Source organism: Methanopyrus kandleri AV19 (genome assembly GCF_000007185.1).
GTDB lineage: Archaea > JAADCQ01 > Methanopyri > Methanopyrales > Methanopyraceae > Methanopyrus > Methanopyrus kandleri.
Window position 1 is genome coordinate 452156 of the sequence record NC_003551.1, and the last position, 23099, is coordinate 475254.

A 23099-nucleotide genomic window follows, 5' to 3' on the forward strand; every position below is an offset into this window, starting at 1 on the left:
TCAGTGTTCGCGACACATGGCCAGGAACTCGTCGAACACCCACTTGGTATCCCAAGGACCGGGCCCTGCCTCCGGGTGGAACTGCACGGAAAACGCCGGGGCGTCCGTGTGAACGACGCCTTCGACCGTACCGTCGTTGACGTTAACCCAGCGGACTCTCAAGGGCGTGTCTCTGAGACTGTCCGGATCCAGTGCGAATCCATGGTTCTGGGAAGTGATGTAGACTCTATCCTTATCAAGATCCTTGACGGGCTGGTTCGCGCCACGGTGCCCGAACTTCAGCTTGAAAGTATCGCCCCCCTCGGCGAGTCCGAGGATTTGGTTGCCAAGACATATACCCATCAATGGAACCTGACCTATCAGTTCACGGACCGTTTCCACGGTCTCCCTGACGCGTTTGGGGTCGCCCGGTCCGTTGGATACTACGACACCGTCGGGATCGATGTCCATTATCTCCTGGGCCGAAGTGTCGTACGGGACTACGGTAACGCCGGCGCCGCGTTTGGCCAGCTCACGCAGTATGCTCCGCTTCACACCGCAATCTATGACCACGATCTCCGGTTTTCCGTCGGAGAACCGGTATTCCTCACGGACCGAGACCTGCGGCACCAGATCCATCTCCGAGATATGGGGAACTTCCCGCACTCGCTCCAGTAGTTCTTCATCGGAAGGTTGGTCGTCCGGTTCGTAGGGTACCAGAACCCCTCTCATGGCACCCTCCGTCCGGATTTTCCTCGTCAGCATCCGCGTGTCGACGCCCGCGATCCCCGGGACGCCGTGGTCCTGGAGGAATTCGTCCAATGTGATTTCGGCGCGCGGATGGATGGGACCATCGTGGAGGTACCGCACGACGAAGCCCTCCACTTGCACCCTGTCGGACTCGCCGACTTCCGGTAAGATCCCATAGTTGCCTTGCATCGGGAACGTCATGATTAGGATCTGTCCGCGGTAGGACGGATCTGTCAGAGCTTCCTGGAAGCCAGTGTGAGAAGTGTTAAACACGACTTCCCCTTCGGCCTCGCGCGGACTCCCGAAAAGTTCGCCATGTACTATCGTCCCATCCTCAAGCGCGAGTGCCGCCCTCAACCGGACGAACCCTCGGAGTTTCCTAGGATCTTGGTGATAAAAGCTACACCGGGGGGCCCACGTTGATAAGGGAGCTGAGACCGCTGCTGCGACGGGTGTCGGACGCCAGGATAACGTCACTCAAGAGGGAGTGGGACGAGACCTCTACCAGCGTTTTTGTACGCGGTGCGATCGAGACGCTACGACATGCACTCAGGCGGACCACCGGGATCAATCCCGAAGCATTGGCGGGGGCCGCGACGGCGAGAAGAGGCGACCACGTCGGCCCGCTTCGGAACTTAACTCGGGTGTTGGAGGGTAAGGCCGAACACCTCGAGGTGAGAGCACTCCAACTGTACAAGGCAGCCGCGTGGGACCTACTGGAAGCCGAGGAGAAACACTTGGGCCTCGGCGTCGCACTGGACATTAAGGAGGGTAAAGTCGTCGTTCGTCGGAGCCCCGACGTCCGAGAGTACATACCGATCTCTCGACGTTACGATCTACCGGACGACCCGCACGAGTTAGCGACGCTTTTAGTGGAACGTTACGACTTGGACTTCGTCTACGTTGCGGACTTGGACGCTATTCTACGCGGCGAGCCCGCAGATACCTCAGATGCTCTTGAGTCATTAGAGAAGCCCGTCTTCGTGGACGTGGGGGCGTGTGAACCCGACCTTCCGAGTCACGCCCACAGGGTGATCCCTACGGAATGCTATGACGACAAGAGCGAGTACATCGAAGATCTAGAGGAGGACGAGAGTGCTGTGGCAGGGCTGGACTTGAACGGCTCTGAGATCCTCGGCCCCTGGGACGGCGTGGGCGACTTCTTGGACACCGTGGTGGAAGTAGTGTACAGACGCGATCCGGGCGTGCTCGTGATCGACGTCGGTGCAGTCGGTTCGAAGGAGGGACCGCCGTACGAGGCCGCGACGTCCGTCGGGATGTACTCTACGGCCCTGATCGGAGGGGGCGTCGGGCATCCGGAGCACGTGAAGCTGGCTTTGGGTACTCCCGGCGTTTCGGGCGTTATCCTTGGGACCATACTCTTCGAGGGGGTGGATCCCATGAAGCTGGAACAGGCGCGCCGAGAGGGTAAGCGACTGCGAGTCCACCACATGGGGTTAGAGGAGGAGTACTTGAACCTCATCAAAGAAGGTAAAAAGACCGTAGAAGGACGCGTGAAGGACGACAAACGTGCCAGAATAAAGCCCGGAGATAAGATACTCTTCAACCGTAGGCTTCTCGTGAAGGTGATAGACGTGAGAGAGTACGACTCGTTCGAAGAGATGTTGAGGGAAGAGGGGCTCGAAAACGTCCTTCCGAACGTGGATTCCATCGAGGAGGGCGTGGAGATATACCGGCGCTTTTACTCGAGTGGGAAGGAGAAAATGTTCGGGGTGCTGGCGATCGAGATCGAACCGATCATGGATCTCTGGGAAGGAATCTGTGACTGAACGTCACTCGAGGATGGGGCCTTCAGGACTGGGGATGAACCCTATCCGCTCCAAGAACTTGTCATCGTATATCAGCTCCACTTCGCCGCCTCGCAGGTACGGTCCTATTTTAGCCAGGACGCCGGGGGCGTCGACGCCTTCATCGAACACCACTTCGTTCTCCAGAAGCCCCCATCTTTCGATCCGGATGACGCGTCGCCCGAAGCCGGCGCGGTTCAGTATCCTCTGAAGGCGTTTCCGCGTGATACCGGCTACGATCATCCTATCGTAAGGGTCGGCCGCCATCTCGAGCAGGTATTCGACCTGCTCATCGGTAAGTCTCGCTTCGATCTCACCACGTTCCTCGTTCACCTCGACGATCTCCACCTCTAGAGGCATGTTCTCGACGAAGCCGAAACTCCTACCGATGTCACGTATCGACGCCTTCTCACCGTCCAGGAGTTGCTCACGGAGTCTGTAAAGCGGCACGAGCGCGTCCACGACTTCGGGACCTACTACTCCGATGTCGACGTAGATACCGTAGCCGACGCGGTACAGGTCCACGATCCGACCGTAGATGACGTCGCCCGGAGAAACGTCGAACAACGATCTCACGGTGTCGAACTCTTCCACGATTTCTTCTGCAGCTTCTTCCACCTCAGGGCCTCGAATGCGTAACACTGCCCAAGCCCTGAAGTTTTTCCTGATCTCCTCGAGCTCGGCGTCGAAATCAGATATAACGCTTTGAACCTGGGTGCGGAGTGACTCCTCGGCGCCGCTGTTCCGGTACAACTTTTCCAGTATAGTCACATCCATAACGGGCACACGATCACCACCGGGTTAATTCGGGAGGTATAGCGTTCAGATCGACCAACTCGTTATGAAGCTCGATCAGGCGCTTGACGGCCGGAGAATCCTCGCCTAATCGTTCAGAGAACTTGCGAACGACTACCTTGATCGGGACGTGCTCCGTTCCGAACGTCAAGTTATCGGCGTGCGCCACGATCTTCTCCTCGAGAGTCTCGGGGATGTAATCCTTCGGCGGCAAACCCAGCTTCTTGGCCTCATCCTTGGGAATACCGGCTCCGATGTGCCTCTCGACGATCCGGACGACCTCCTTCGGGTAACCGAGTTCACTGACTATGTTCGCGCCCACGACCGCGTGATCTATGCCATGAGTACGGGCCCTGCCGATGTCGTGTAATAACGCCCCGGTGCGTACGAGGTTTAGATCTACGTCTTCTTCGCATCTTTCGGCCATCTCTTCAGCCAAGCGACAGACGGCCTTGCAGTGCTCGATAACGTGCTCGGGGCAACCTACTCGCTCTAAATCCCTAATGGGGTCCCTCAACCGAGCCGTTCCCTGAGCTCCTCCAGCCTTCGGATCTCCACTTTTAGTTCCTCCGCTAGCCGTTCCAGCTCGCGCCGCTCCTCGGTGAGATCCACCTCTTCCAGCACTTCACCGCACTTAGGGCATCGGAACTCGTGTTCCATAGCCTCCTCGAACGACATTCTAGGGCAGTCATCGTTCCCACAGTGAAACATAGGATGAGACATGTCATTACTGAGTGCACGCTCGACCTCTTCGAGCTCCCGTCGACGCTCCTCGAGGCACCTCCTGAGGACTTCTCGTAGGTTGAGCCGCCAGGAGTAAACGGGGTACCGGTACTCTTCTCGACGCTCCTTTCTGAACGTCACAACGCCACGTTCATGGAGCTTGTAGAGCACCTTCCGCACTTCTCTCGGGTCAACACCCAACTCCTCGGCTATCTCTTCGTCGATAGCCTCACGCTTGAGTATCACATCCACGGTTCTCTTAGCGACTTCAGGGTCCACTCCTTTCTCACTGTCTAGGAGCGATAAAGTTACGTCTCTGAGGACCTCCAGATCTTCCTCACCCAGCTCGGCATACACGTTTGAACCCCCCACCCCCTTACTGGATGCGCTTCAAGCATGTAATAAATTTGTGTAATCGACGGAACGTGTCCTTACGCGGATGGACTATAACAGCTGAACACTCACCCTCAGCAACCATTTTTGCGGCCTCTTCGGGCTTTTCGTCGTCGATCGTGTAATTATCGATCCCGATACCCTCGATATACTTCACTTCCAACTCGTCAAGGATGCCCTTAATCCACTCCGGGGAACGCGCCCCCACGAGCAAGTCCAAACCCGTCTCCGCCGCAGCCTGACCGAGACCATAGACGACCGAGGGATGCAACTCCGGGCCGAGATCGTCCTTCCAACCTCTCCTCGGCACCTTTCCGCGGAAGAGGGCCGTGTGGAGAGGGCCGCAGGTCGTCAGGTACTTAGCACCGTCCACGATGCGCAGTGCGTCGTACACGGCCTCCTTGATCTTACCCTCCGGGACTCCGGTGGCGAGAGAGGTACGGTGGAGGCCGATGTAGCCAGGGCTGAGGTGAAGGGCCAGCTCGTACCCCTCCTTACGTAGGCGCTCGACGTATCGCACGTCGGGATGGTACTTCCGTATACTTCCGGCGATCGACCAGACGATCTTTCCGCCCAATTGTTCGACGCGCCTTCTCGCCACTTCCACTTCGGAGTCGGGGACCTCCTTCTTGGACGGATGATCGATGAACACCAGGAACTCCGGCAGTCGTAGCACCCCCTACTCCAAGTAGTGCAACGGGGATCTCCACAGCTCTTCCAGCTCCTCTCGATCCAGTGATACGTCCACGGGTCCCACCGAGATCCGCAGGACGCCGTCTCCGGTGACCTCCCCTACCACCTGAGCCGGTACACCGGCCTCTTCAGCAGCCCCCAACACATCGTCGGGTCGGTCCGTAGTCACGATAGCCCGACCGTGGCTCTCGGACAACAGCAGGAAGTCCCACCGTGACACGGAATTCGGGACTTCGGACAGGCTCAGGGAGGCTCCGACAGGTCCCAGTAGCTCGGCTACGGCAGCTAGAAGTCCCCCGGTGGACACGTCAGTGACTGAAGAAACCATATTCTTCCTCGCGATACGGCGGAGCAGGTCGTGCAGGGCTCGCTCCTCCCTGTACCTCACGCGTGGTACCTTACCTCCCTTAATACCATGGTACTCGATGAGGTACAGGGACCCGCCGAGCTCCTCCCGGGTCTCCCCTAAGACTATCACCGCCTCGCCTTCTTCGGGCTCTCGAGGGAAGTCTTCTAGATAGTCCAATCCCCGGATCACTCCCACGGCGCCTATCACGGGCGTGGGATTCACCGGGCCGTCGACCTCGTGTTCGTTGTACAGGCTCACGTTTCCGCCGACTACAGGAACCTCGAACTCGCGGGCTGCTTTTCCGAGCCCCTCGATCGACCGGCGAAGCTGGTAATAGACCCGCGGGTTTTCCGGGCTTCCGAAGTTCAAGCAGTCAACCAGACAGAGCGGCTCCGCTCCGACGGTGGCGAGGTTACGTAACGCTTCGGCGACGCACCCTTCCGTACCCGTTTTCGGATCGATGAGCACGTGCCGCGGATTCGAATCAGTCGTCAGGGCCAGGGCCACGTCTTCCAGGCCTTCGTGCTGCAACCACATCACGGCAGCATCGTGACCCGGTTTCACGACGGTGCGTCCTTGCACCTCATGGTCATACTGCCGGTAAACCCACTCGCGAAGCGCCGGCGAAACGTTGGGGGAGCTCAGGACTGAGCGCACTAGATCCTCGGGGTCCGGCTCCGGCACGTCCACGTTCTCGGGGTACGAATAAGGCTCCTCCTCCCACTCGACCTCGGGAGCACCGTCGGCCAGGAACTCGGCGGGAACCCGAGCGATGACGTCGTCACCGTCCTTAACCGTGAGGTAGCCGTCGTCAGTAACCCTGCCGACGACCGACGCCTCGAGACCGTACTTACGGCAGATCTCTATCACCTCGTCCACATCCTCAGGGGCCACGACGAGCAGCATTCTCTCCTGGGATTCCGAGAGCATGATCTCCCACGGTTCCATCCCCTCCTCCCGGAGCGGGACCTTAAAGACGTCGATCTCGACGCCGGTCCCCCCGTCGGCGGCCATCTCGGTCGCGGCGCACGTCAGACCGGCGGCACCTAGGTCCTTGCACCCTTTGACTAGGCCACGCTCGACGGCTTCCCGGATGGCGATGATCAGTTGACGCTCCGTGAACGGGTCGCCGATTTGGACCGCCGGCCTGTCTTCTTCCTCCGATTCCTCGCCCAGCTCTTCGGAAGCGAAGGCCGCACCGCCGATCCCGTCACGGCCCGTTCGAGCGCCGACTAGTACCAGTACGTCCCCGGGGCGGTCCGCACGACCTCGTACGATCTCACTCCTGCGAACTATACCCACACACATCACGTTGACGAGGGGGTTGCGCTCGTAAGAAGGATCGAACTCCAGCTCTCCACCTACCGTCGGGACTCCGATGCGGTTACCGTAATCCGAGATCCCGCGGACGACACCGTCGACGAGGTAGGGGACGCGTTCTCCGTCCAGCGGGCCGAAGCGAAGCGGATCCAGGAGAGCTATCGGGAACGCTCCCATGGACAGAACGTCTCGGACTATCCCGCCGACACCGGTCGCCGCCCCGTTGTACGGATCTACGTAGGAGGGGTGGTTGTGGCTTTCTATACCGACTACTACGGCCCACTCGTCGTCGATGGCGACCACGGCGGCGTCATCGCCGGGACCCACGATGACGTGATCCGCCTCGCTGGGGAGCTGTCGAAGTAAGTGGCGAGTGCTACGGTAGGCGCAGTGTTCCGACCACATGTTCTCGAACATGGCTCGCTCCGTGGCGTTGGGGTCCCTGCCTAGTTCCTCCCGGATGAGCTCCAGATCGCGTTCGTCCAACGTCAAGCCGAGACCCCTCAGGGAGTGCGTAACCTCGTCACCCTAGGAGTGGTCGGCAGACAGCGGGTTCGTCATCGGGATAAATCGACGACGTGATCCCACAGCGGCCTTACGTCAATAACTCCCTCGAGTGTGGTGACGCACATAGGGCAGGGTGTGAGGACGGGTTTTCCGAGCCGTTCGTACGCCCTCACCGTGGACTCCGAAGGCTTCCTCACGAGTGCCCCGCCGCCGCAACATCGATGCCTACGTGGTGGTAACTCAACGTCGGGAAGGCGCTCCAGGACATGGTCATCCACTCCATGCCTCACGAGGTGGCACGGTGATTTGTAAGCGGCACCTTCCGGTATCCCGTCGAACTCCGCTATCTCGGCGTAGTACAGCGGACGCTCGTCGAGCACTTCCACACAGAAATCGTAACAACCCGGGCAAAACACCACTACGGTGTCGAAATCATCGAACAGCGAGCACCACCTTTGCACAGTCTCCTCGGGGACTTCCTCGCCACGCTTCCGAGCGAAGTTCATACAGCAAGGTTCATCCTCGCCTAAGGTCGCCAACCCCGCGCGGCGCACGATTTCGATGACCCGTCGGAGCCACTCCGGCCGACTTCTGATAGTGCATCCTAAGATCGCTACTCCGTCGCCCTGTAGAGGCTCGGATTCATCGGCGAGCTTCCGTCCGTACGGGGTACCCGTCCGCCGGACTCTTCGCACGGCCTCTGGGGTGGGTTCCTCCCTCCTCAGATCGGTGATCACCTCCGTGTAGGGGATGTTGTGTGGGCACAGCCGCTCACAAAGACCACACACCGTGCAGTCGGAAGCTACGCTCAACGCCTCCTCGAATCGACCCGAGGCAGCGAGCACGTTGAACAATCTTCTGGGTACGTCGTTCGGACATCTGGATTCGCAAGCCCCGCAACCGTCACACCGGGCCAACACACGCTCCCATTCCAACAACGTTTCCCCTAGGTTCAACCGTGCTCGAATCCTTTCCACACGGGGTAGGGCTTGACCTCCTTCATCCCACGTTTTTCGACCCTCTTAGCGGTCTCCAGTGCGAGCTCCGCGAGTTCTTCCGGGATAAGACCGGAGTCGACGGCGCGCTCCAGATCCTCCTCGTCGATTATTTCGCGCTCCCCTTCCTCGGGTTCGACGACGTCGACCTCCAAATCCACGTACCGCACGCAGTTCTTGAATACCTCCAGCGGCGTTCCTATGTTGTAGTAACGACCCTTCAGCTCACCGTCTTTGTTGAAATACTGATGAACCGTGACCATGGAACCGTCGGGGAGTATTGAGATGGCGTAATCACCTTTCTCGATCGGTTTGTCGATTCCATCGTAGAAGCCGGGTCCACGCATCTCACGACGGACCTTGAGGATCCCCTCCACGGGATCGTACTCTACTACCTTAGGGTTCCCACCGAGCTTCTTGACTCCCTGTCCCGGTTTCACGTGGACGATGTCGATTCTATCGCCTTCGGACGGTCCTTCCGACCTGGTCAGGCATCGGATCAGGCGCTCCGCAACGACCTCCTCGTCAAGGTCATCCAGGAACGGTTCCACGGTATCCACGGCCACGCTACCGGCGAGGCTGCGACACTTGAAGTAGTGGTGTCCCACCATAGTCGGTAGGACTTCGGAGCGCACGGAGTCGAGCCGGCTCTTGGCGAGCGAATGGATCTCCAACTCCATCTCACGCACATCTCGGATGGGACCGGGTTCGGACATCTCCTCGGCACGCTTGAACAGTTGCTTACGTTCCTCGATTAGATCGTCGATCTCCTCCGCCAGCTCTTCCCCGGACTTACCCTCGGCGGCGGTCCTCCAGATCAATCCCCATCCTTCCGGGACCAACGCCTCGCCGAGACGCTTCAGACGTTCACGCTCGCGTTCGTCCCGGATTTTGCGGCTGACTCTGATCCCCTCGACGGGTACCAGGACGGCGTACTCGCCGGCCACCGTGACCTCCGTCGTCAGCTTGAGTGGGCCGTCCGACACGGACTTCGCAACCTGTACTACGAGCTCCTCTCCCTCTTCCACGACCTCCGACTCGTCCTCGCTGAGGAAACCCTGAAGTCCGTTCCCGAGATCTACGACGGCAACCCCGGCCCGATCATCGATTTCACGGACCACGCCCTTGAACACGCTCCCTTCTCCGATCTTGTCGGCCGTAACTGTAGCCCAGACCTCCGATTGGAGGATGTCCACGAGCTCTCGAACATCATCCGCCGGACCCTGGATCTCGATGCCGTGTCGATTCCTCGTGTCCCGAACGTCCACATCGGGCGAACCGGAGTCGAATTCCGCATCGGGGAACCGCCGCCTAATGTCATCGGAGGGCTGGGTGACTATGAACCCGTGATCCAGGCAGATCTTGGTGAGCGCCGTCGAGTATATACCACGTATCCTGACCTTACAGGGCACCCAGAGCACCCCCCCGGGGGAAGCGGATGGGAGACCCCGAGGTTCTCCTCGAGGTCTACGAAGTGATCCGTAACCGTATCGAGGAGCGTCCGGAGGGATCTTACGTCGCGGAGCTCACTGAGGACGACGACACTAAACCGGCTATCAACAAGATCTGCGAGAAGATCATCGAGGAGTCGGGAGAGCTCATCCTCGCGGCTAAGGATGGGGACCGGGAAGGTGTAGTTTATGAATCCACCGACCTTATCTTCCACGTGTTGGTCTTACTCGCGTACTTAGGGATAGAGATAGGGGAAGTGTTCGATGAGTTCGAGCGGAGAAGGAAATGAGCTGCCAGATCCCCCGGTGCCTGAGGATTGCAAGTACGTCTACTACGTGGTCCTGTTTCAGAACCCCGAGGACAAAAACTGGGATCTTTTCGCCGTGATCCGCGGCTACCCGGGCCTCAAGGAGCCGTACGCGATAGCCGTCCACCTGGCGCGTGTGGTCGAAGACGCCCTGAAGGAGGTAGACGAAGGGCTGAATGTGGAGCTCCAAATAATCCCGATTGGGGGCGAGGAAGGCATCCCGGAGGAGAAAACCGCGAAACTGTTAGAAGCCGTCGATGGGCTCCTGGAAACCGCCGCCCAGTGTGCCAGAGGACCCGAACGAGCGGATGACGAATTCTGAGGACGGTGACCGTCTGGGATGATCGGTGCGGGCGAGGCCGACATGGAGCGAGTCGTTATCGTCGGCGCGGGACCGGCAGGGCTCTTCGCGGCCCGAGAAGTGGCACTTAGAGCCGAGCGAGACGTGGAGGTTGTGGTGTACGAGCAAGGACCTAGCCTGGAAGACCGGCTGGAAAGCGGGGAAGTAATGCGCGGCGTGGGTGGAGCCGGTGGACTCTCCGACGGCGTGCTGAACCTCAGGCCAGACGTCGGGGGCGACTTGGTTTCCATCGTAGGGGACAAGAGATCGGCGAACGAGCTCGTCGAGTACGTCGACGAAGTCTTCCTGAAGCACGGAGCACCGAAGGAACTCAAGGTACCCGAAGGCCCGAAGGTGGAGGAGATCGCACTCCGTGCGGCGGCGGCCGACGTCGAGTTCGTCCGGATCCCACAGCGTCACATCGGCTCGGACAACTTGCCGAAGGTCATAGGGTCCCTGGTCCGGGAGCTGGAGGAGTTAGGGGTGAAGATCGTCCCGGAAACCAGAGTTGAGAGGATCTTGGCCGACGAATGCGTGCGGGGAGTTAAGCTCGAAGACGGACGTGAGGTAGAAGCAGACTACGTCATCGCAGCTCCTGGACGTGTCGGAGCTAACTGGATGATGCACGAGGCGAAGCGGCTGGGACTGGGGTTAAGGTACAACCCCATAGACGTCGGTGTTCGGGTCGAGGTTCCCCGCATAGTTATGGAACCCGTCGTGGAAGTGTCGCTTGATCCGAAGTTCCGCACCCGAGCCCCGACGTACGATGATCCGGTACGGACTTTCTGCGTATGTCACGGCGGGTACGTGGTGAAGGAGAACTACGAGGGATTCGTGGGTGTAAATGGACACTCTTACCGAAGGAAGAAGTCCGAAAACACGAACTTCGCGTTCCTCGTCAGCGTGGACTTGACCGAACCTGTAGAAAATACCATCGAGTACGGTAGATCGATCGGCCGATTGGCCACGACCATCGGTGGGAACAGACCGATAATCCAGCGGCTCGGTGACCTCCGCCGCGGAAGGCGATCGACTTGGGATCGCATCAACAGGTCCCACGTTACACCCACTCTGATGGACGTCACGCCTGGGGACATCTCGATGGCGCTCCCACACCGGGTCACGGTGGACATTATCGAAGGATTGGAACGTCTCGACGAGGTGATACCCGGAGTAGCCTCCGACTCCACGCTACTATACGCGCCGGAGATCAAGTTCTACTCGGCCCGAGTGGAAACGAACGAGGACCTGGAGACTAGGGTGGAGAACCTGTTCGTAGCCGGCGACGGTGCCGGATTATCCCGAGACATCGTGAACGCTGCCGCTACCGGAGTTATCGCTGGGCGTGCAGTTGCCGAGCGTATCGGTTAAGGGGAGACTTAGATGGAACCTATATTCCAAACACTCTTAGCCCTACTTATAGCCACCCAAACCGGTGTTGAACACGATACCGGATGTTGCACGGTACTGGTGCACGTACACCACGGATGTGATGTAGTAGCGTACAGGAGGGACGCTAAATTTCCGGCCGAAATACTGATCGTACGCACGGAATGGGCCGGGCGGAGGGCGATTAAGGAGTATAAAATTCAAGGGGGATACTTCTGCCACACCGTGATCACGGAAGACGGGTGGATAGTGACTATAGGAGGACGAGATATTCCCGAAGTGAATAGAAAACTTGAGAAACTTGGGGCCGAGATAGTATCCAAAGGTCGCATCAAGAAGGATGAAATAGAGAAGGCCGGGGAACTTCTCAAGGAAGCTAGATGGGGACACTTCGTCGTAAAATCCCCAAACGACATCGTCGGAGTAGCATCGTACGACTATAGAATCTCCTCGCCAGAGAGAATAGACATGTTTAAGATTAAGGACGGTGAGTACGTTAAAGTGACGAACAACCCAAGGTACTACGATCGGGGAAGATCCGAAGAGTTCGGTAAAAACCCCATCGACGCCGCCATTAAAATCGCGGGGAAAGACCCGTATGGACTTCACCGACGAGATATAATCACGTACAAGTTAACGGTGGACGAAACGTCAAGCAGCGTCAAAGTTTGGGCTTCCTACGATGGCAGAGCGCTGCTCGGAGGAGCTAGCGGAGAGCCGGACCCGATCCGATTCATGGGCAAGACGATAGCGGCCAACGAAATTCCGAGGGTGCCCCGAAGGAAGCCGTTAGGAGAGGTGATATTACGAGTGTGCAGAGAACACGAGGGCAAGGGAGAGCTACCCAATCCAGCCGCCGTAGCCGCGGCCTTGATCAGCGGAGCCGTGTTCGTGGCGTTTCTAGGACAGCTGTCGCTCCAGCAGCGAAATCTTTATTAAATACCTGGGGACGACAGAGGCTGGGACGAAGGGCCCGCAGCTCAGTCTGGCAGAGCGCGGCCCTTGCGAGGCCGTGGCCCCGGGTTCAAATCCCGGCGGGTCCACCAACGCCATATCGTTATGATCCTCAAAACATTTCGGACGAACTCTCGACATCGCACGGACTAGGGGGGGTAGCGACAATGAATGGTAAGATTTTGGTAGTCACAGGAGTAGCAGTATGCTTAGTATTAGCTACCGGAGTAGTAGCATTTAACCCCGCCAACAAAGTCAAGGAGTTCGACCCTAAGCATGCCCTAAACTTCGCTAAGAATATATGCAAACTAGGACCACGCTATGGAGGCAATGAAGCAGAGTTGAAAGCAGCCAATATAATGGAAGCAGAATTGAAGAAATATGGGCTTAATGTACACGAAGAGAAGGTCGATTTAGGTGGCGGTAAATATACGTATAACGTGATAGGAGAAATTAAAGGAACGGACGAGTCCAATAAGTATGTGATTGTTGGATCCCACATTGACTCACCAGGATTCTGTGAAGGTGCTACAGATGATGCAGCAGCAATGGGAATTCAAGTCGAAATGGCACGAGTGCTTGCTAAGAATTTCCGTCCGAAGAAAACCGTATTAATAATTGGATTCGGTGGTGAAGAGCTATGGTTCAAGGGATCGGAAGCTTTTGTAAGGAAACATCCAAAGATCATTAAGAATTGTGAAGCAGTGATCGACCTTAACTGTGTAGGTGCTGGACAGAATGTGTTCCTAACTCAGAAGAGTGCGAAACCGAAGCCGGTAGAAGGGGATCCAAAGCTCATCAAACTCCTGGAAGAGTGCGCGAAGGAACTCGGACATCCAGTCACGGTAGGCGACACGACGTACCCGAGCGACACCTACCCGTTCTATCATAACGAGATCAAGCGCGTCCCCGTGTGTCAGGTAATGAGTCAGCCGTTTGAAGTACCACCGTGGAGTGAGTCCAACACAGCGGACAAGTTAGACCCAAAGGACATGGAGAAGGTGGGAGAAACCGTCACCCTCGCCGTGGTGAAATTGACGAACGCCGAACCCGCTTCGAAGCCACTATGGGAAGCGAAGCGCGCCGAGGAGTCCGCAGGTGGAGGCTGGCCTGCGCCGATGTGGTGGGCGCCCGCGCTTCTGGGAGTCGCGGCCGCACTGCTCCGGTCGCGGGGGAGATGAAATTGCGCGCACTACTGATCGTCGATATGATCCGCGACTTCGTAGAGGAGGGAGCCCCGCTGGAGGTCCCGAAGGCACGTCGACTCGTACCCCGTATCGCCCGTCTCGCGGATGAGTTCAGGGAGCGAGGTGATCTGGTCGTTCACGTGTGGGACGAGCACTATCCGGACGATCCGGAGTTCAAGGTGTGGGGCGAACACGCCGTTGCGGGGACGGAGGGTGCGGAACCGGTAGAAGAACTGAAACCGGAGGACGGCGACTTAGTGGTGCGGAAGCGGAAGTATAGCGGGTTCTACGGCACGTCTTTGGACTACGACCTGCGCTCCCGGAACGTGAAAGAAATCTACCTCACGGGAGTGTGCACAGATATCTGTGTACTCTTCACATGCGCGGACGCGCTCATGCGAGGGTACCGAGTGTACGTAGTGAGGGACTGCGTGGCGTCGCTTGAGGAGGAATCCCACCGGTTCGCTTTGAAGCACATGGAAAAGCTCGGGGCGGAGGTAGTCGATTCGGAGGAGATACTGGGGGACTGACCGCCGTGAAGAGGATACTGGCGTTGGTGGACGGTGAGCACTACATCCCCGTAACTCGGGAGGCGTTAGAGACTGTGGAGGAATTGGACCTCGGAGAGCTCGTAGGAGCCGTGTTCATCGGAGGGACTGAGAAGATCAGCGAGCCCGAGGCCGTCAAGCGGGAGCTGGGTGTACGGGTCTGGCTATCGGAGTCGGAAGACGAGATACCGGTGGACATGATCGTCAAGGTGATCGAGGAAGAGGACGTCGACGTGGTGCTGGACCTGAGCGACGAGCCCGTGGTTAGCCCCGACAACAGGTTCGAGATAGCCTCAGCGGTACTCTCCGCGGGAGCGGAGTACTGGTGCCCGGACCTCCGACTGAAGCCGGTGGAGTTCCACGACGTCCTCGAGAAACCATCGCTTCGGATCATAGGGACCGGGAAGAGGGTGGGCAAGACCGCCGTCTCCGCCTACACCTGTCGTGTGCTCAACGCACGGGGCTACAACCCGTGCGTAGTGGTGATGGGTCGTGGAGGTCCGAGGGAGCCCGAAATAGTACGTGGGGACGAGATCGAGCTGACTCCCGAGTACCTACTGAAAGAGGCCGAGAAGGGTAAGCACGCGGCGAGCGATCACTGGGAGGACGCGCTCCTCAGCAGGATCCCGACTGTCGGATGTCGGCGGTGCGCGGGTGGACTGGCGGGACGTACCTTCACCACGAACATCGTGCGCGGTGCCAAGATAGCTAACGAGTTGCCGGCCGACTTCGTCGTGGTCGAAGGTAGTGGCGCGGCCGTACCACCGATCAAGACGGACGCGGGTATCGTGATCGTCGGAGCCAACCAGCCGTTAGAGCACATCGGCGGGTACTTAGGACCTTATAGGATCCGGATGTGCGACCTGGCGATCATCACGATGTGCGAGGAACCGATGGCGGACGACGCGAAAATCAGGAAAGTCGAGCGCACCGTCCGGGAAGCCGGCGACGGCATCGAGGTAGTACTCTCGGTGTTCCGACCTAAACCCACCGAGGACGTGGAGGGTAAGCGGGCGATGTTCGTGACGACGGCACCCGAGGAGGTCGTCTCGAGGCTCGTCGAGCACCTGGAAGAGGAATACGGGTGTGAGATCGTCGGGACGTCGCCGCACCTCAGCAACCGTCCGAAGCTCCGCAAAGACCTGGAGAAGTACATCGACGATGCGGACATACTGCTCACGGAGCTGAAGGCGGCCGCCGTCGACGTGGCCACTCGGGAGGCCCTGAAGGCCGGACTGGGCGTGGTGTACGTGGACAACGTCCCCATCGCCGTCGGAGGTGATTACGACCACGTGGGTGACGCCGTGGAGAACGTAGCCGAGCTGGCGATCGATCGGTTCGAGGGTTAATCACTGTCGATCCCGAACACCACCTCGGCGAAAGCGCGCTCGACATCTACCCGCTCTACGAACCGGCTGCCCCGTGACGCCGCGATCTCTCCGGCCCGTTTGCCGATTTCCTCCGCCAGCCGTTGGACGTGATCCCTGAGGGTTTCGGAGGCTTTCCGACTTACACGTACATCCTCTCCGACCGCCCTCAAAGCCCGGTCGAACGGGGCCACCGGCAACTTCTTCCGCACGCCGCTTCCACCCTACGGCGCTAGGCGCTCGGGAGCGTAATTATAGGTCCCGGGGAGTCGGGATTGACGAAGGTTCTGGTGGAGCCGGATCCGGAGGAGGTGAAGCAGCTTTCGGAAGCCTTGGGACGGCAGCCGGTGATACTAGCGGGGATATGTGAGGCCGAGTACCGCGGCCGTGCCGAGTCGGTGGCCGGCCCCGCACTTCGAATCGCCATGTGCAAGCCGGACGGCACGTTCATCCTCCACAACGCGATGGAGAAGCGGGAACCGACCAACTGGAACCCCGCACCGTCCAGGCAGTCGATCGAGGTCCGCGACGGGTGTGTCGTGCTGAGATCTCGGAGACTGGACGTTCCCGAGGAAGTAGTGGTGTATTTCCACAAGGTGCTCCTGGCCTGCTCGTTACCGAAGGAAGGCGCTAAAAGCGAGGATTCCGTGTTCTCCCTGTTCAGGTCTGAGGAAGACATGAAACGTGTGATCCGAGAGGACCCCAGCGTCATCGAGCCGGGATTCCGTCCCGTGGGTGAAGAGGTGGAGTGCGGAGCCGGCGTGGCGGACGTGGTCGGCTACGACGAGGAAGGCAGGTTCGTCGTACTGGAGCTGAAGCGGACTCGAGCCGGTGTCAGCGCGGCATCTCAGCTGCGCAGGTACGTGGAGGCCTTCCGCGAAGAGCGAGGTGAGGAAGTGCGCGGGATACTGGTCGCTCCGTCCGTGACCGACAGGTGCCGACGTCTCCTGGAGAAGTACGGGCTGGAGTGGAAGAAGCTAGAACCCGTACCGCTGAGGGACGATGGTGGTAAGAAGCAGTGCACGCTCACGGAGTTCCTGGCGGGGGAGGGAGACTGACCGTGGTCAGGGTGAAGATTTGCGGCATAACCAGGCCCGAGGACGCCGCGACCGCCGACGAGGCGGGAACCGACGCCGTCGGTTGCGTGGTAGAAGTTCCCGTCTCCACACCGCGAAAGGTGTCCGCGGAGCACGCGAACGAGGTATTCTCCGTAGTTTCACCGTTCGTGTCGAGGGTCGCCGTGCTGATGGACAACCTAGAGCCTATCGACCGGCTGGAAGAAGCCACCGCCGTGCAGCTTCACGGGACGGAGGATCCGGAAACCTGTGAAGAGCTCAGCGAGCTCGGGTTAGACGTCATCAAGACGTTCTGGGTGGATCAGCGAGGGTCCGTATGGTTGGGAGAGGAACTGATAGGGGACGAGGTGCTGGCGGAGTACTGTGAGATCGTGGATGCCGTGCTCCTGGACACCAAATCCGCGGAAGGGGGAGGGTCCGGCGAGCGCCACGACTGGGACGCGTCGGCGCGATTGGTCAGGCGACTGGACGTACCCGTGATCTTAGCGGGCGGTCTGAACCCGGAGAACGTTCGAGAGGCCGTTGAGAAGGTCCGTCCGTACGCCGTCGACACATCTTCGGGCGTAGAGAAGGAGCCGGGAATCAAGGATCCGGAAGCTATAGCGGAGTTCGTAAGGGCTACCAAGTCGGTTTAATCGGGACACTGGCGCGTCTCATCCACACGAGCCAGCATACCAGCGTTCCTACCACGGCGGCCATAACCAGGTACCTGAGAATCGGTGGCACGGGTGAACCCGCGGAACCACCCTGTCGTTTCAACACCTTGGCCGATACCGCGGACCCGGTACTACCGACGGACACGCTGCGTGCGGGTGAGCCACCACTTAGAGATATCCCGGGGACGGGTTCCACTCGCCTCGGACGGTTAGAAGGGGAACCCCTGACACCCGTCGTGGTCGCCGTGGTACCCGCCGCCGAAGATGTGAACTTCGGCGTGGAGCCACGAGCTCGGGCCGCGGAGACCGCCGGGCTCCGTCCCACGCTGGAGTTTGAGACGGTGGAGATTACCGGGGACACTCCTGCGGAGAACGGGTTAGGTACGAGGAGCTCCGCTGCGGGGGCCAACTCCTCCACGATCCCGCGGAGCACCGGGTTAAGGACTATGGCCAGACAACCGCACGGGCCGTACTTGCTCACGATCCGCCGGAAGGTCTCCAGCGAGGCCCGCCGGGCCGTCTCCCGAAACCTTCGCGCCCACTTCTCGGCTTCCTCGAGCTTTCCGAGCTGGCATAGCACCTGGTAATGGTACGACCGCCTCAATAGCTGGAGACCGAAATCCGAGTCCAGGAGCACGAACACCCGGCCCGCTATCGACTCGACCACGTAGGGATTCAGCTTCTCCAAGTGCTCCACGACCTCTCGGTCGAAAACAAGCCGCTGAACGAGCTCGAAGAACAGCTGTCCCAGTACCCCGGCGATGGCCCTCTCGGCCATGGTCGTCGGCTTCACTATCGTGGGGCCCAGTAGTATCATCCACGCCATCAGCCGTGAAACCCGCTCCAGGAAGTCGTTAGCCTCTCCCGGGGTACGGAGCGACAGTAACCAGTCCTTGTTCATCCACAGTGAGTGCCACTCTCGGGAGAGCTCCCCGGCCAGCTGACGGATGCACAGCGAGGACACCTCGTCGAGCACTAACGGGTCGGGTAAGCCTGCCCTGATCAGCCTCGCGACGGCTAGGAGTCCACCGTAGAACTCGATCGCATCCTCGGCCAGAACACCCCAAAGTCTGTCGGTTACGGGCTTCAGGACGGCGTCGACGATGAGGAGGTCTATGCGGAGAAGTCCGGGAGCGGATTCCGAACCTTCCGGGGTCAGGACGTTCTCGAGCTTAGCCGAGAGGGAACGGGCCAAGATCTCCCATTCCTCGGGTTTCAGGCGCTCCGTGGCGGCCTTGACGCCCAGCGTGTAGTCCGCAGGACAGTAGACGCCGAGCGCCGCCCTGATCGCGGCCTTCTCGATCGGTGTTCCGTTCACTTGGACATCGTAGAGGAACTTCACCGCCCATGCGGCGTACCAGATAGAGTCGGGTCGGAACGTCGGGCGCACGTCGACGTCACCTAGAGAAGCCGAGAACTTCCGAAGCACCACGAGGCCCTTCTCCAAGAGTCCTGGATCCAACCGTATTGACGCAAGCGATTCACGGAGCTCCGGATCCTCGCACTCATCGGAGAGAGTCTTCAGCAGGTTGGCGACGGCGAAGAGGTCCTTCGGGGCCCTGAGGACCGCCTCGACGTGTGCCTTGAGGAGCGCCCGTCCAGCCGGCGTTTGGGCGAATATCGCCTCGAGTCCCTGGCACACCAAGACGGGAGAGTAGACAGGGGATCCAGATAGCACGTAGCGCTCACCAACGCGGTCGACGCCGGACGACCTGAGCAGGACCGCGAGGGACAGTCCGCGATCGTTGAGGACGTCAGCAGCGGATAGGACGAAGAGAGTGCGCTGCTTCAAGGTGATCCCGTCGGAGAGCATCCACGCCGTCTCCGACGGTATCAGCTCGGGGTTCAGCAGGCAGAGCATCCTACCCGTAGGCAGCACGGAAGTATCCACGGTCGGATCGCCCGGCGGACCCACGGGCACCGACTGCCCGTCCAGGACGCGCAAGAGGTTCTCGATTTCGAGCTTGGCGGAGGTGACGACGAGGTCCCTGATACGTTCCATCTCGCGGTACAGTTCCGGATAGCGGAAACGGAGCTCTGAAGGGTGGTCGATCAGCGACTGCCACTCCTTCCATACCAGATCGAAGAGCTCCAGCGCCTTATCCCCGTACTTCTCGATGTTCTCGGGCGAGAGTATCGACTCGAGGTCCCCACCATAGGTTTTGGACACGAGCTCTAGGTACTTGCGGAACAGCAGCGCGGAAACGTACTCTCGGATTTCCTCCGAGGTCACCAGGCCGTAGACGTGCAGGTGGCGGGTAAGCTGGACCGGCGTCGGCGATTCACCGTGGGCCTGCATCATATGCAAGTACGAGTGGAGCTCGGAAACGAGACGGTTGAAGTCCGTCCGAGCCATCCGTTCCACGTCCTCCCACGTGAGGCCCATCCACTCGTAAACCCGGGTGCGCTTGAGGAGCTCCATAATTACGGGTTTCAGCTTCTCCTCTACCTCGGGATTGCCCTCGAAGACGTGGAAGCACGAGTGCAGCAGTTTCACGAGCGTGTTAAGGTAGAAGTCGTAGGCCGTGGAGGGCGCGGATGGGAGATAGCTCAGGACCACGGCGGACGTCCTCCACTTAACGTTGTAAAGCTCGCCGCTCGTCGGGCACCATAGGTACACGTGGGGAACGTCACCTAGGAGCACCGTCGGGAAATCGAGGTGAGACAAGAACGTGCGGCGCAACGGCAGCCACTCCAGCGTGCCGTGAGCCCCCACGTGTACGATGACGTCCACGTGATGCTTCAGCCAGAGGTAGACGGCGAGGTAGTAATGGGGCGGCGGTAGAAGCAATGAGTGGTAAGCGGCCATTCCCCAGAGCAGACCACGTGGAGGTTGCGGTAAGAGTACGATGTTTCCGAACTTCAGTCCCGGCACGACGAACTTGTTATCGACCACCATTACGTCGCCCGGTGGGGGACCCCATCCGAAGATACCGGTGTGGTACCGCTGTTCGAGCTTGCGACCCAAATCGACGGCGCGTCGGAACGCGCGCTCCAGCTCGTCGTGTCCCGCCTTTCCGGCGGCATAACGGAGTAGTGCGTCGGCGAGTTCCCTCAGGGCCTTCATGGCGTCGGTTGTGTCGGGCACTCCGAGGTTGCTCAGGAGCGTTTCAATGTCGCGTAACATGGCGCTCAGGTTGCGGGACAACGTTTCGAGTGCCTCGCCTTCTAAGGGTCGGTGCAGGGGCTCGGCGTACCCGTACAGGAGACCCGGAATGCCGTACTCCACGTAGAGACGAACTGGCTCGGGTAGCTGGTCGTACCACTTCAGGTATTCCGAGACGGGGATGGTCGCGAGATACGCGTGACGATCGTACATGGCGCGGAGATAGTCGCCGTGCCACCAACCCACGTTCACACCGTACAGTTCGATCATCCGAGCCAGCTCCTGGGAAAGATTTCGTACTAGCGCGGCGGCCTCGTCCCAACGCCTTTCCCGCTCGAGTTGGACTATCTTCAGGAGCTGATCGTCCCAAGGCGTGCTCACGTTGTAACCGGCGGCCTTCAGGTTCGCCAGGATGTTGACGAGGGACCCGAAGACGTCCAATCCCGAGGCCCGGATCGATTCCCTACCCGGGGGCCAGTCGTAGTACACTAGCGCGATCACCTTCCTATCGTTCGGTTTCTCGGACAGTTCTTCCCATCGCTCGACTAGTTTCTGCACGATCTCGGAGTTCTGTCGGTACGGTTCCCCGCCCAAGTGGGTGGGTGGCGTCACTATCTCGCCGCGGGAGTCCGGCATGATCACCTCGCGGAACAGCGCTCCGGTCGGATACCCCAAGAAGTCGGCCCAATAGACATCAGGCTTGACACCCGCATCGGGTGTGTGGAACTGGAGCTGCGACGATGCCGTTACCGGCATCGAGAGTGATAGGATTAGGAGTACCGTCGCCACCGTGATGCGGGGCGAGGTTCTCGAGCCCCCACTACCGCACTCACGTTCCGCGGTTGAGAACCCGACTTTAAGACTCTAGCGTGGTGTGCTCCGCCACGTCTGCCCATCTAGCCGAATTCTGTAAGAGTTTCGGGAAGGATTCCGGCAGTTTTAAGGAGAAAAGGTAATAATATTACCGCCTTAGGTAGCACGGGGGGTGACACTGTAGTGTCTAGGTTGTACTCTATAGTCGCCGTCGCCACAATGGTGTTGCTAACTGGCGCTGCTGCGGACCTTCAGGAGTACAAGGAGGCGTATTCCGCCGCCGCTAAGATAGAGGAATATGGGGAGAAGGTCAAGGAGTCCCTGAACATCATCGGCGGCTTCCAGCCACCGTGCGGTCTCAAGGTGATACCTACGGCATACCCGTACATGGCGTTCAAGGACGATAAGGACGCCATCAGTAAGGTGTTCCAGGGCACAGACGTAGCCGAATCCGGGTCGTGGACCGAGGTCGGCCCGGGAGACTTCAGGGCGCTGATCTACGGCATCCACGAGCTGGGTGAGAACTGGTTCGAGCGTGTGAAGGTAGTCGCCGATCTGGCGCAGAAGCCGGCGGATTACGCGCTGAAGGTTCACGAGGAAACCCATGCCTGGGAGGGAGCGGTCGAGAAAGTCGGAGAGACTTGGGAAGACTGGGAGAACCACAAGGGTGACGAGAACCTGAAGACAGCAATTGCGTCGCGCGTGCTGGCGGTCCTAGGTCTGGTCGTGTCGGAGAACTGGCGAGCCATCTTCAACGAGGTGAACAAGGCGGCTCAGATCGCCGAAAACGTGGGTAGGGTGACGATACCGGCGGGCGTCTACGGTAACGACAGTCCGATCGAGCTGGACTTCAGCAAGTGTGAGAGTCCGGAGGACGTGGTTAACGTGATCAAGGCGGCGTTCGGTGACCTGACGCCGGATCGCGTGATCGAGCTGATCGACTCGGAGGCTAAGTACTTCGGGCTCGGTGACAAGTTCGTGGAGAACTACATGGAAGGAGGCCAGTACCAGCCGCACGAAGGCGGCTTCACGGTGGACGAGATGAAGGACGTGATTGAGAAGTTCAAGAGCGGCAAGGACATATACGGACAGGAGCTGTCCGAGGAGGCCCTGGCGTTCGCGATCCTGTTCAACATCGAGGACGTCTGGGCGACCTACGAGGAGTACGTGCACCAGTACGGACACTTCTTCCCACCGGCCGAGAGCGACCTCAAGCTAGCGTGCGACAAGATCGAGGAGAACGCGAAGATCGTCGAGGACGTACTGAACAAGCTTAACGCGTGGGCGGACGTGGGGATTACTAAGGCAGAGTTCGAATCGAACCCGCTGGAGTGTGCACCGGCGGTCAAGGACTGGGCCGTGGGCGAGCTGTTCGGCGTCGTGGAGAAGCTTGAAAAGAGGAAGATCCCGCTGAGCCCGGTGGTTGTATTGGCCGGGCTGCTGGCGGCGCTGGCGGTCCTCCGGCGCCGTTAACCCCGATGGTCTCTCCTTTTTCTATTCAGCCACGTCCTCCTACACCTATCATGCTCATCAGGGGGTGTGGTAATACGAGCTTAACTCATGACAAAGTACTGACGTTCGTCGTCGCCACC

21 protein-coding genes and 1 tRNA gene are annotated in these 23099 nt (G+C 59.4%); 12 read left to right on the top strand and 10 right to left on the bottom strand.

The annotated features are described in order from the left end of the window. Complete coding sequence (gene carA / locus MK_RS02620) at positions 1-1086, bottom strand: glutamine-hydrolyzing carbamoyl-phosphate synthase small subunit (protein ID WP_011018861.1); 1086 nt, start codon at positions 1084-1086, stop codon at positions 1-3. Between the two features lie 62 nt (positions 1087-1148). On the opposite strand from carA, the gene MK_RS02625 reads away from it, so the two are divergent. Then, the gene (locus MK_RS02625; protein ID WP_148679519.1) at positions 1149-2519 is read left to right on the top strand and encodes a HisA/HisF-related TIM barrel protein; all 1371 of its coding nucleotides are present in this window, start codon (positions 1149-1151) and stop codon (positions 2517-2519) included. Positions 2520-2522: 3 nt separating this feature from the next. Here the strand turns inward: MK_RS02625 and MK_RS02630 are convergent, their stop codons facing one another. The 7 genes from MK_RS02630 to MK_RS02660 all read right to left on the bottom strand — a co-directional run bounded on the left by MK_RS02630 (position 2523) and on the right by MK_RS02660 (position 9724). Then, complete coding sequence (locus MK_RS02630) at positions 2523-3314, bottom strand: DUF2110 family protein (RefSeq protein ID WP_011018863.1); 792 nt, start codon at positions 3312-3314, stop codon at positions 2523-2525. Between the two features lie 13 nt (positions 3315-3327). Beyond that, positions 3328-3849, bottom strand: coding sequence for a TIGR00295 family protein (locus tag MK_RS02635; protein ID WP_011018864.1), 522 nt, complete (start codon positions 3847-3849; stop codon positions 3328-3330). Next, positions 3846-4412 (bottom strand): hypothetical protein, encoded by a 567-nt coding sequence (locus MK_RS02640; RefSeq protein ID WP_158295895.1) that lies wholly within the window; start codon positions 4410-4412, stop codon positions 3846-3848. Before MK_RS02640 ends, MK_RS02635 begins: the two co-directional genes overlap by 4 nt. 19 nt (positions 4413-4431) lie before the next feature. Next, positions 4432-5124 carry a hypothetical protein gene (locus tag MK_RS02645; RefSeq protein WP_011018866.1) on the bottom strand — a complete coding sequence of 231 codons (693 nt, stop codon included), beginning with the start codon at positions 5122-5124 and terminating at the stop codon, positions 4432-4434. Between the two features lie 3 nt (positions 5125-5127). Beyond that, the gene (gene purL / locus MK_RS02650; RefSeq protein WP_011018867.1) at positions 5128-7302 is read right to left on the bottom strand and encodes a phosphoribosylformylglycinamidine synthase subunit PurL; all 2175 of its coding nucleotides are present in this window, start codon (positions 7300-7302) and stop codon (positions 5128-5130) included. Positions 7303-7367: 65 nt separating this feature from the next. Beyond that, positions 7368-8252 carry a (Fe-S)-binding protein gene (locus tag MK_RS02655; RefSeq protein WP_158295896.1) on the bottom strand — a complete coding sequence of 295 codons (885 nt, stop codon included), beginning with the start codon at positions 8250-8252 and terminating at the stop codon, positions 7368-7370. Between the two features lie 17 nt (positions 8253-8269). Continuing rightward, positions 8270-9724 (bottom strand): Rne/Rng family ribonuclease, encoded by a 1455-nt coding sequence (locus MK_RS02660; RefSeq protein WP_011018869.1) that lies wholly within the window; start codon positions 9722-9724, stop codon positions 8270-8272. 26 nt (positions 9725-9750) lie between these two features. On the opposite strand from MK_RS02660, the gene hisE reads away from it, so the two are divergent. From hisE to MK_RS02700, 8 genes are all read left to right on the top strand, one after another. Further along, on the top strand, positions 9751-10053 hold the full coding sequence (gene hisE, locus MK_RS02665) for a phosphoribosyl-ATP diphosphatase (RefSeq protein ID WP_011018870.1): 303 nt from the start codon (positions 9751-9753) through the stop codon (positions 10051-10053). Further along, positions 10028-10393 (top strand): hypothetical protein, encoded by a 366-nt coding sequence (locus MK_RS02670; RefSeq protein ID WP_148679521.1) that lies wholly within the window; start codon positions 10028-10030, stop codon positions 10391-10393. The genes hisE and MK_RS02670 overlap by 26 nt, the downstream gene beginning before the upstream one ends. Before the next feature lie 18 nt (positions 10394-10411). After that, positions 10412-11782: an NAD(P)/FAD-dependent oxidoreductase gene (locus tag MK_RS02675; RefSeq protein ID WP_226988660.1), complete on the top strand. Its 1371-nt coding sequence runs from the start codon at positions 10412-10414 to the stop codon at positions 11780-11782. Between the two features lie 12 nt (positions 11783-11794). Continuing rightward, positions 11795-12739, top strand: coding sequence for a hypothetical protein (locus MK_RS02680; RefSeq protein WP_011018872.1), 945 nt, complete (start codon positions 11795-11797; stop codon positions 12737-12739). A 30-nt stretch (positions 12740-12769) separates the two neighbouring features. Next, positions 12770-12846 (top strand) — tRNA-Ala (locus MK_RS02685). A gap of 75 nt (positions 12847-12921) precedes the next feature. After that, positions 12922-13935 carry a M28 family metallopeptidase gene (locus MK_RS02690; protein WP_011018873.1) on the top strand — a complete coding sequence of 338 codons (1014 nt, stop codon included), beginning with the start codon at positions 12922-12924 and terminating at the stop codon, positions 13933-13935. Next, on the top strand, positions 13932-14471 hold the full coding sequence (locus MK_RS02695) for a cysteine hydrolase family protein (protein ID WP_148679522.1): 540 nt from the start codon (positions 13932-13934) through the stop codon (positions 14469-14471). Before MK_RS02690 ends, MK_RS02695 begins: the two co-directional genes overlap by 4 nt. Continuing rightward, a complete protein-coding gene (locus MK_RS02700; RefSeq protein ID WP_011018875.1) occupies positions 14468-15838 on the top strand; it encodes a cyclic 2,3-diphosphoglycerate synthase in 1371 nt (456 codons plus the stop codon). Before MK_RS02695 ends, MK_RS02700 begins: the two co-directional genes overlap by 4 nt. On the opposite strand, the gene MK_RS02705 is transcribed toward MK_RS02700, so the two are convergent. Continuing rightward, entirely contained in the window at positions 15835-16068 is a 234-nt protein-coding gene (locus tag MK_RS02705; RefSeq protein ID WP_011018876.1) for a histone family protein, read from the bottom strand. The two genes, MK_RS02700 and MK_RS02705, sit on opposite strands and share 4 nt — an antisense overlap. Positions 16069-16131: 63 nt before the next feature. Here MK_RS02705 and nucS point away from each other — a divergent pair, with 63 nt between their 5' ends. Continuing rightward, complete coding sequence (gene nucS / locus MK_RS02710; RefSeq protein ID WP_011018877.1) at positions 16132-16914, top strand: endonuclease NucS; 783 nt, start codon at positions 16132-16134, stop codon at positions 16912-16914. Between the two features lie 2 nt (positions 16915-16916). Beyond that, the gene (locus MK_RS02715) at positions 16917-17567 is read left to right on the top strand and encodes a phosphoribosylanthranilate isomerase (protein ID WP_011018878.1); all 651 of its coding nucleotides are present in this window, start codon (positions 16917-16919) and stop codon (positions 17565-17567) included. Here the strand turns inward: MK_RS02715 and MK_RS02720 are convergent. Beyond that, positions 17551-21369, bottom strand: a complete 3819-nt coding sequence (locus MK_RS02720; protein WP_158295897.1) for a cobaltochelatase subunit CobN — start codon at positions 21367-21369, stop codon at positions 17551-17553. The two genes, MK_RS02715 and MK_RS02720, sit on opposite strands and share 17 nt — an antisense overlap. Positions 21370-21690: 321 nt before the next feature. Here MK_RS02720 and MK_RS02725 point away from each other — a divergent pair, with 321 nt between their 5' ends. Then, entirely contained in the window at positions 21691-22980 is a 1290-nt protein-coding gene (locus MK_RS02725; protein WP_011018880.1) for a hypothetical protein, read from the top strand. Positions 22981-23099: the final 119 nt, after the last annotated feature.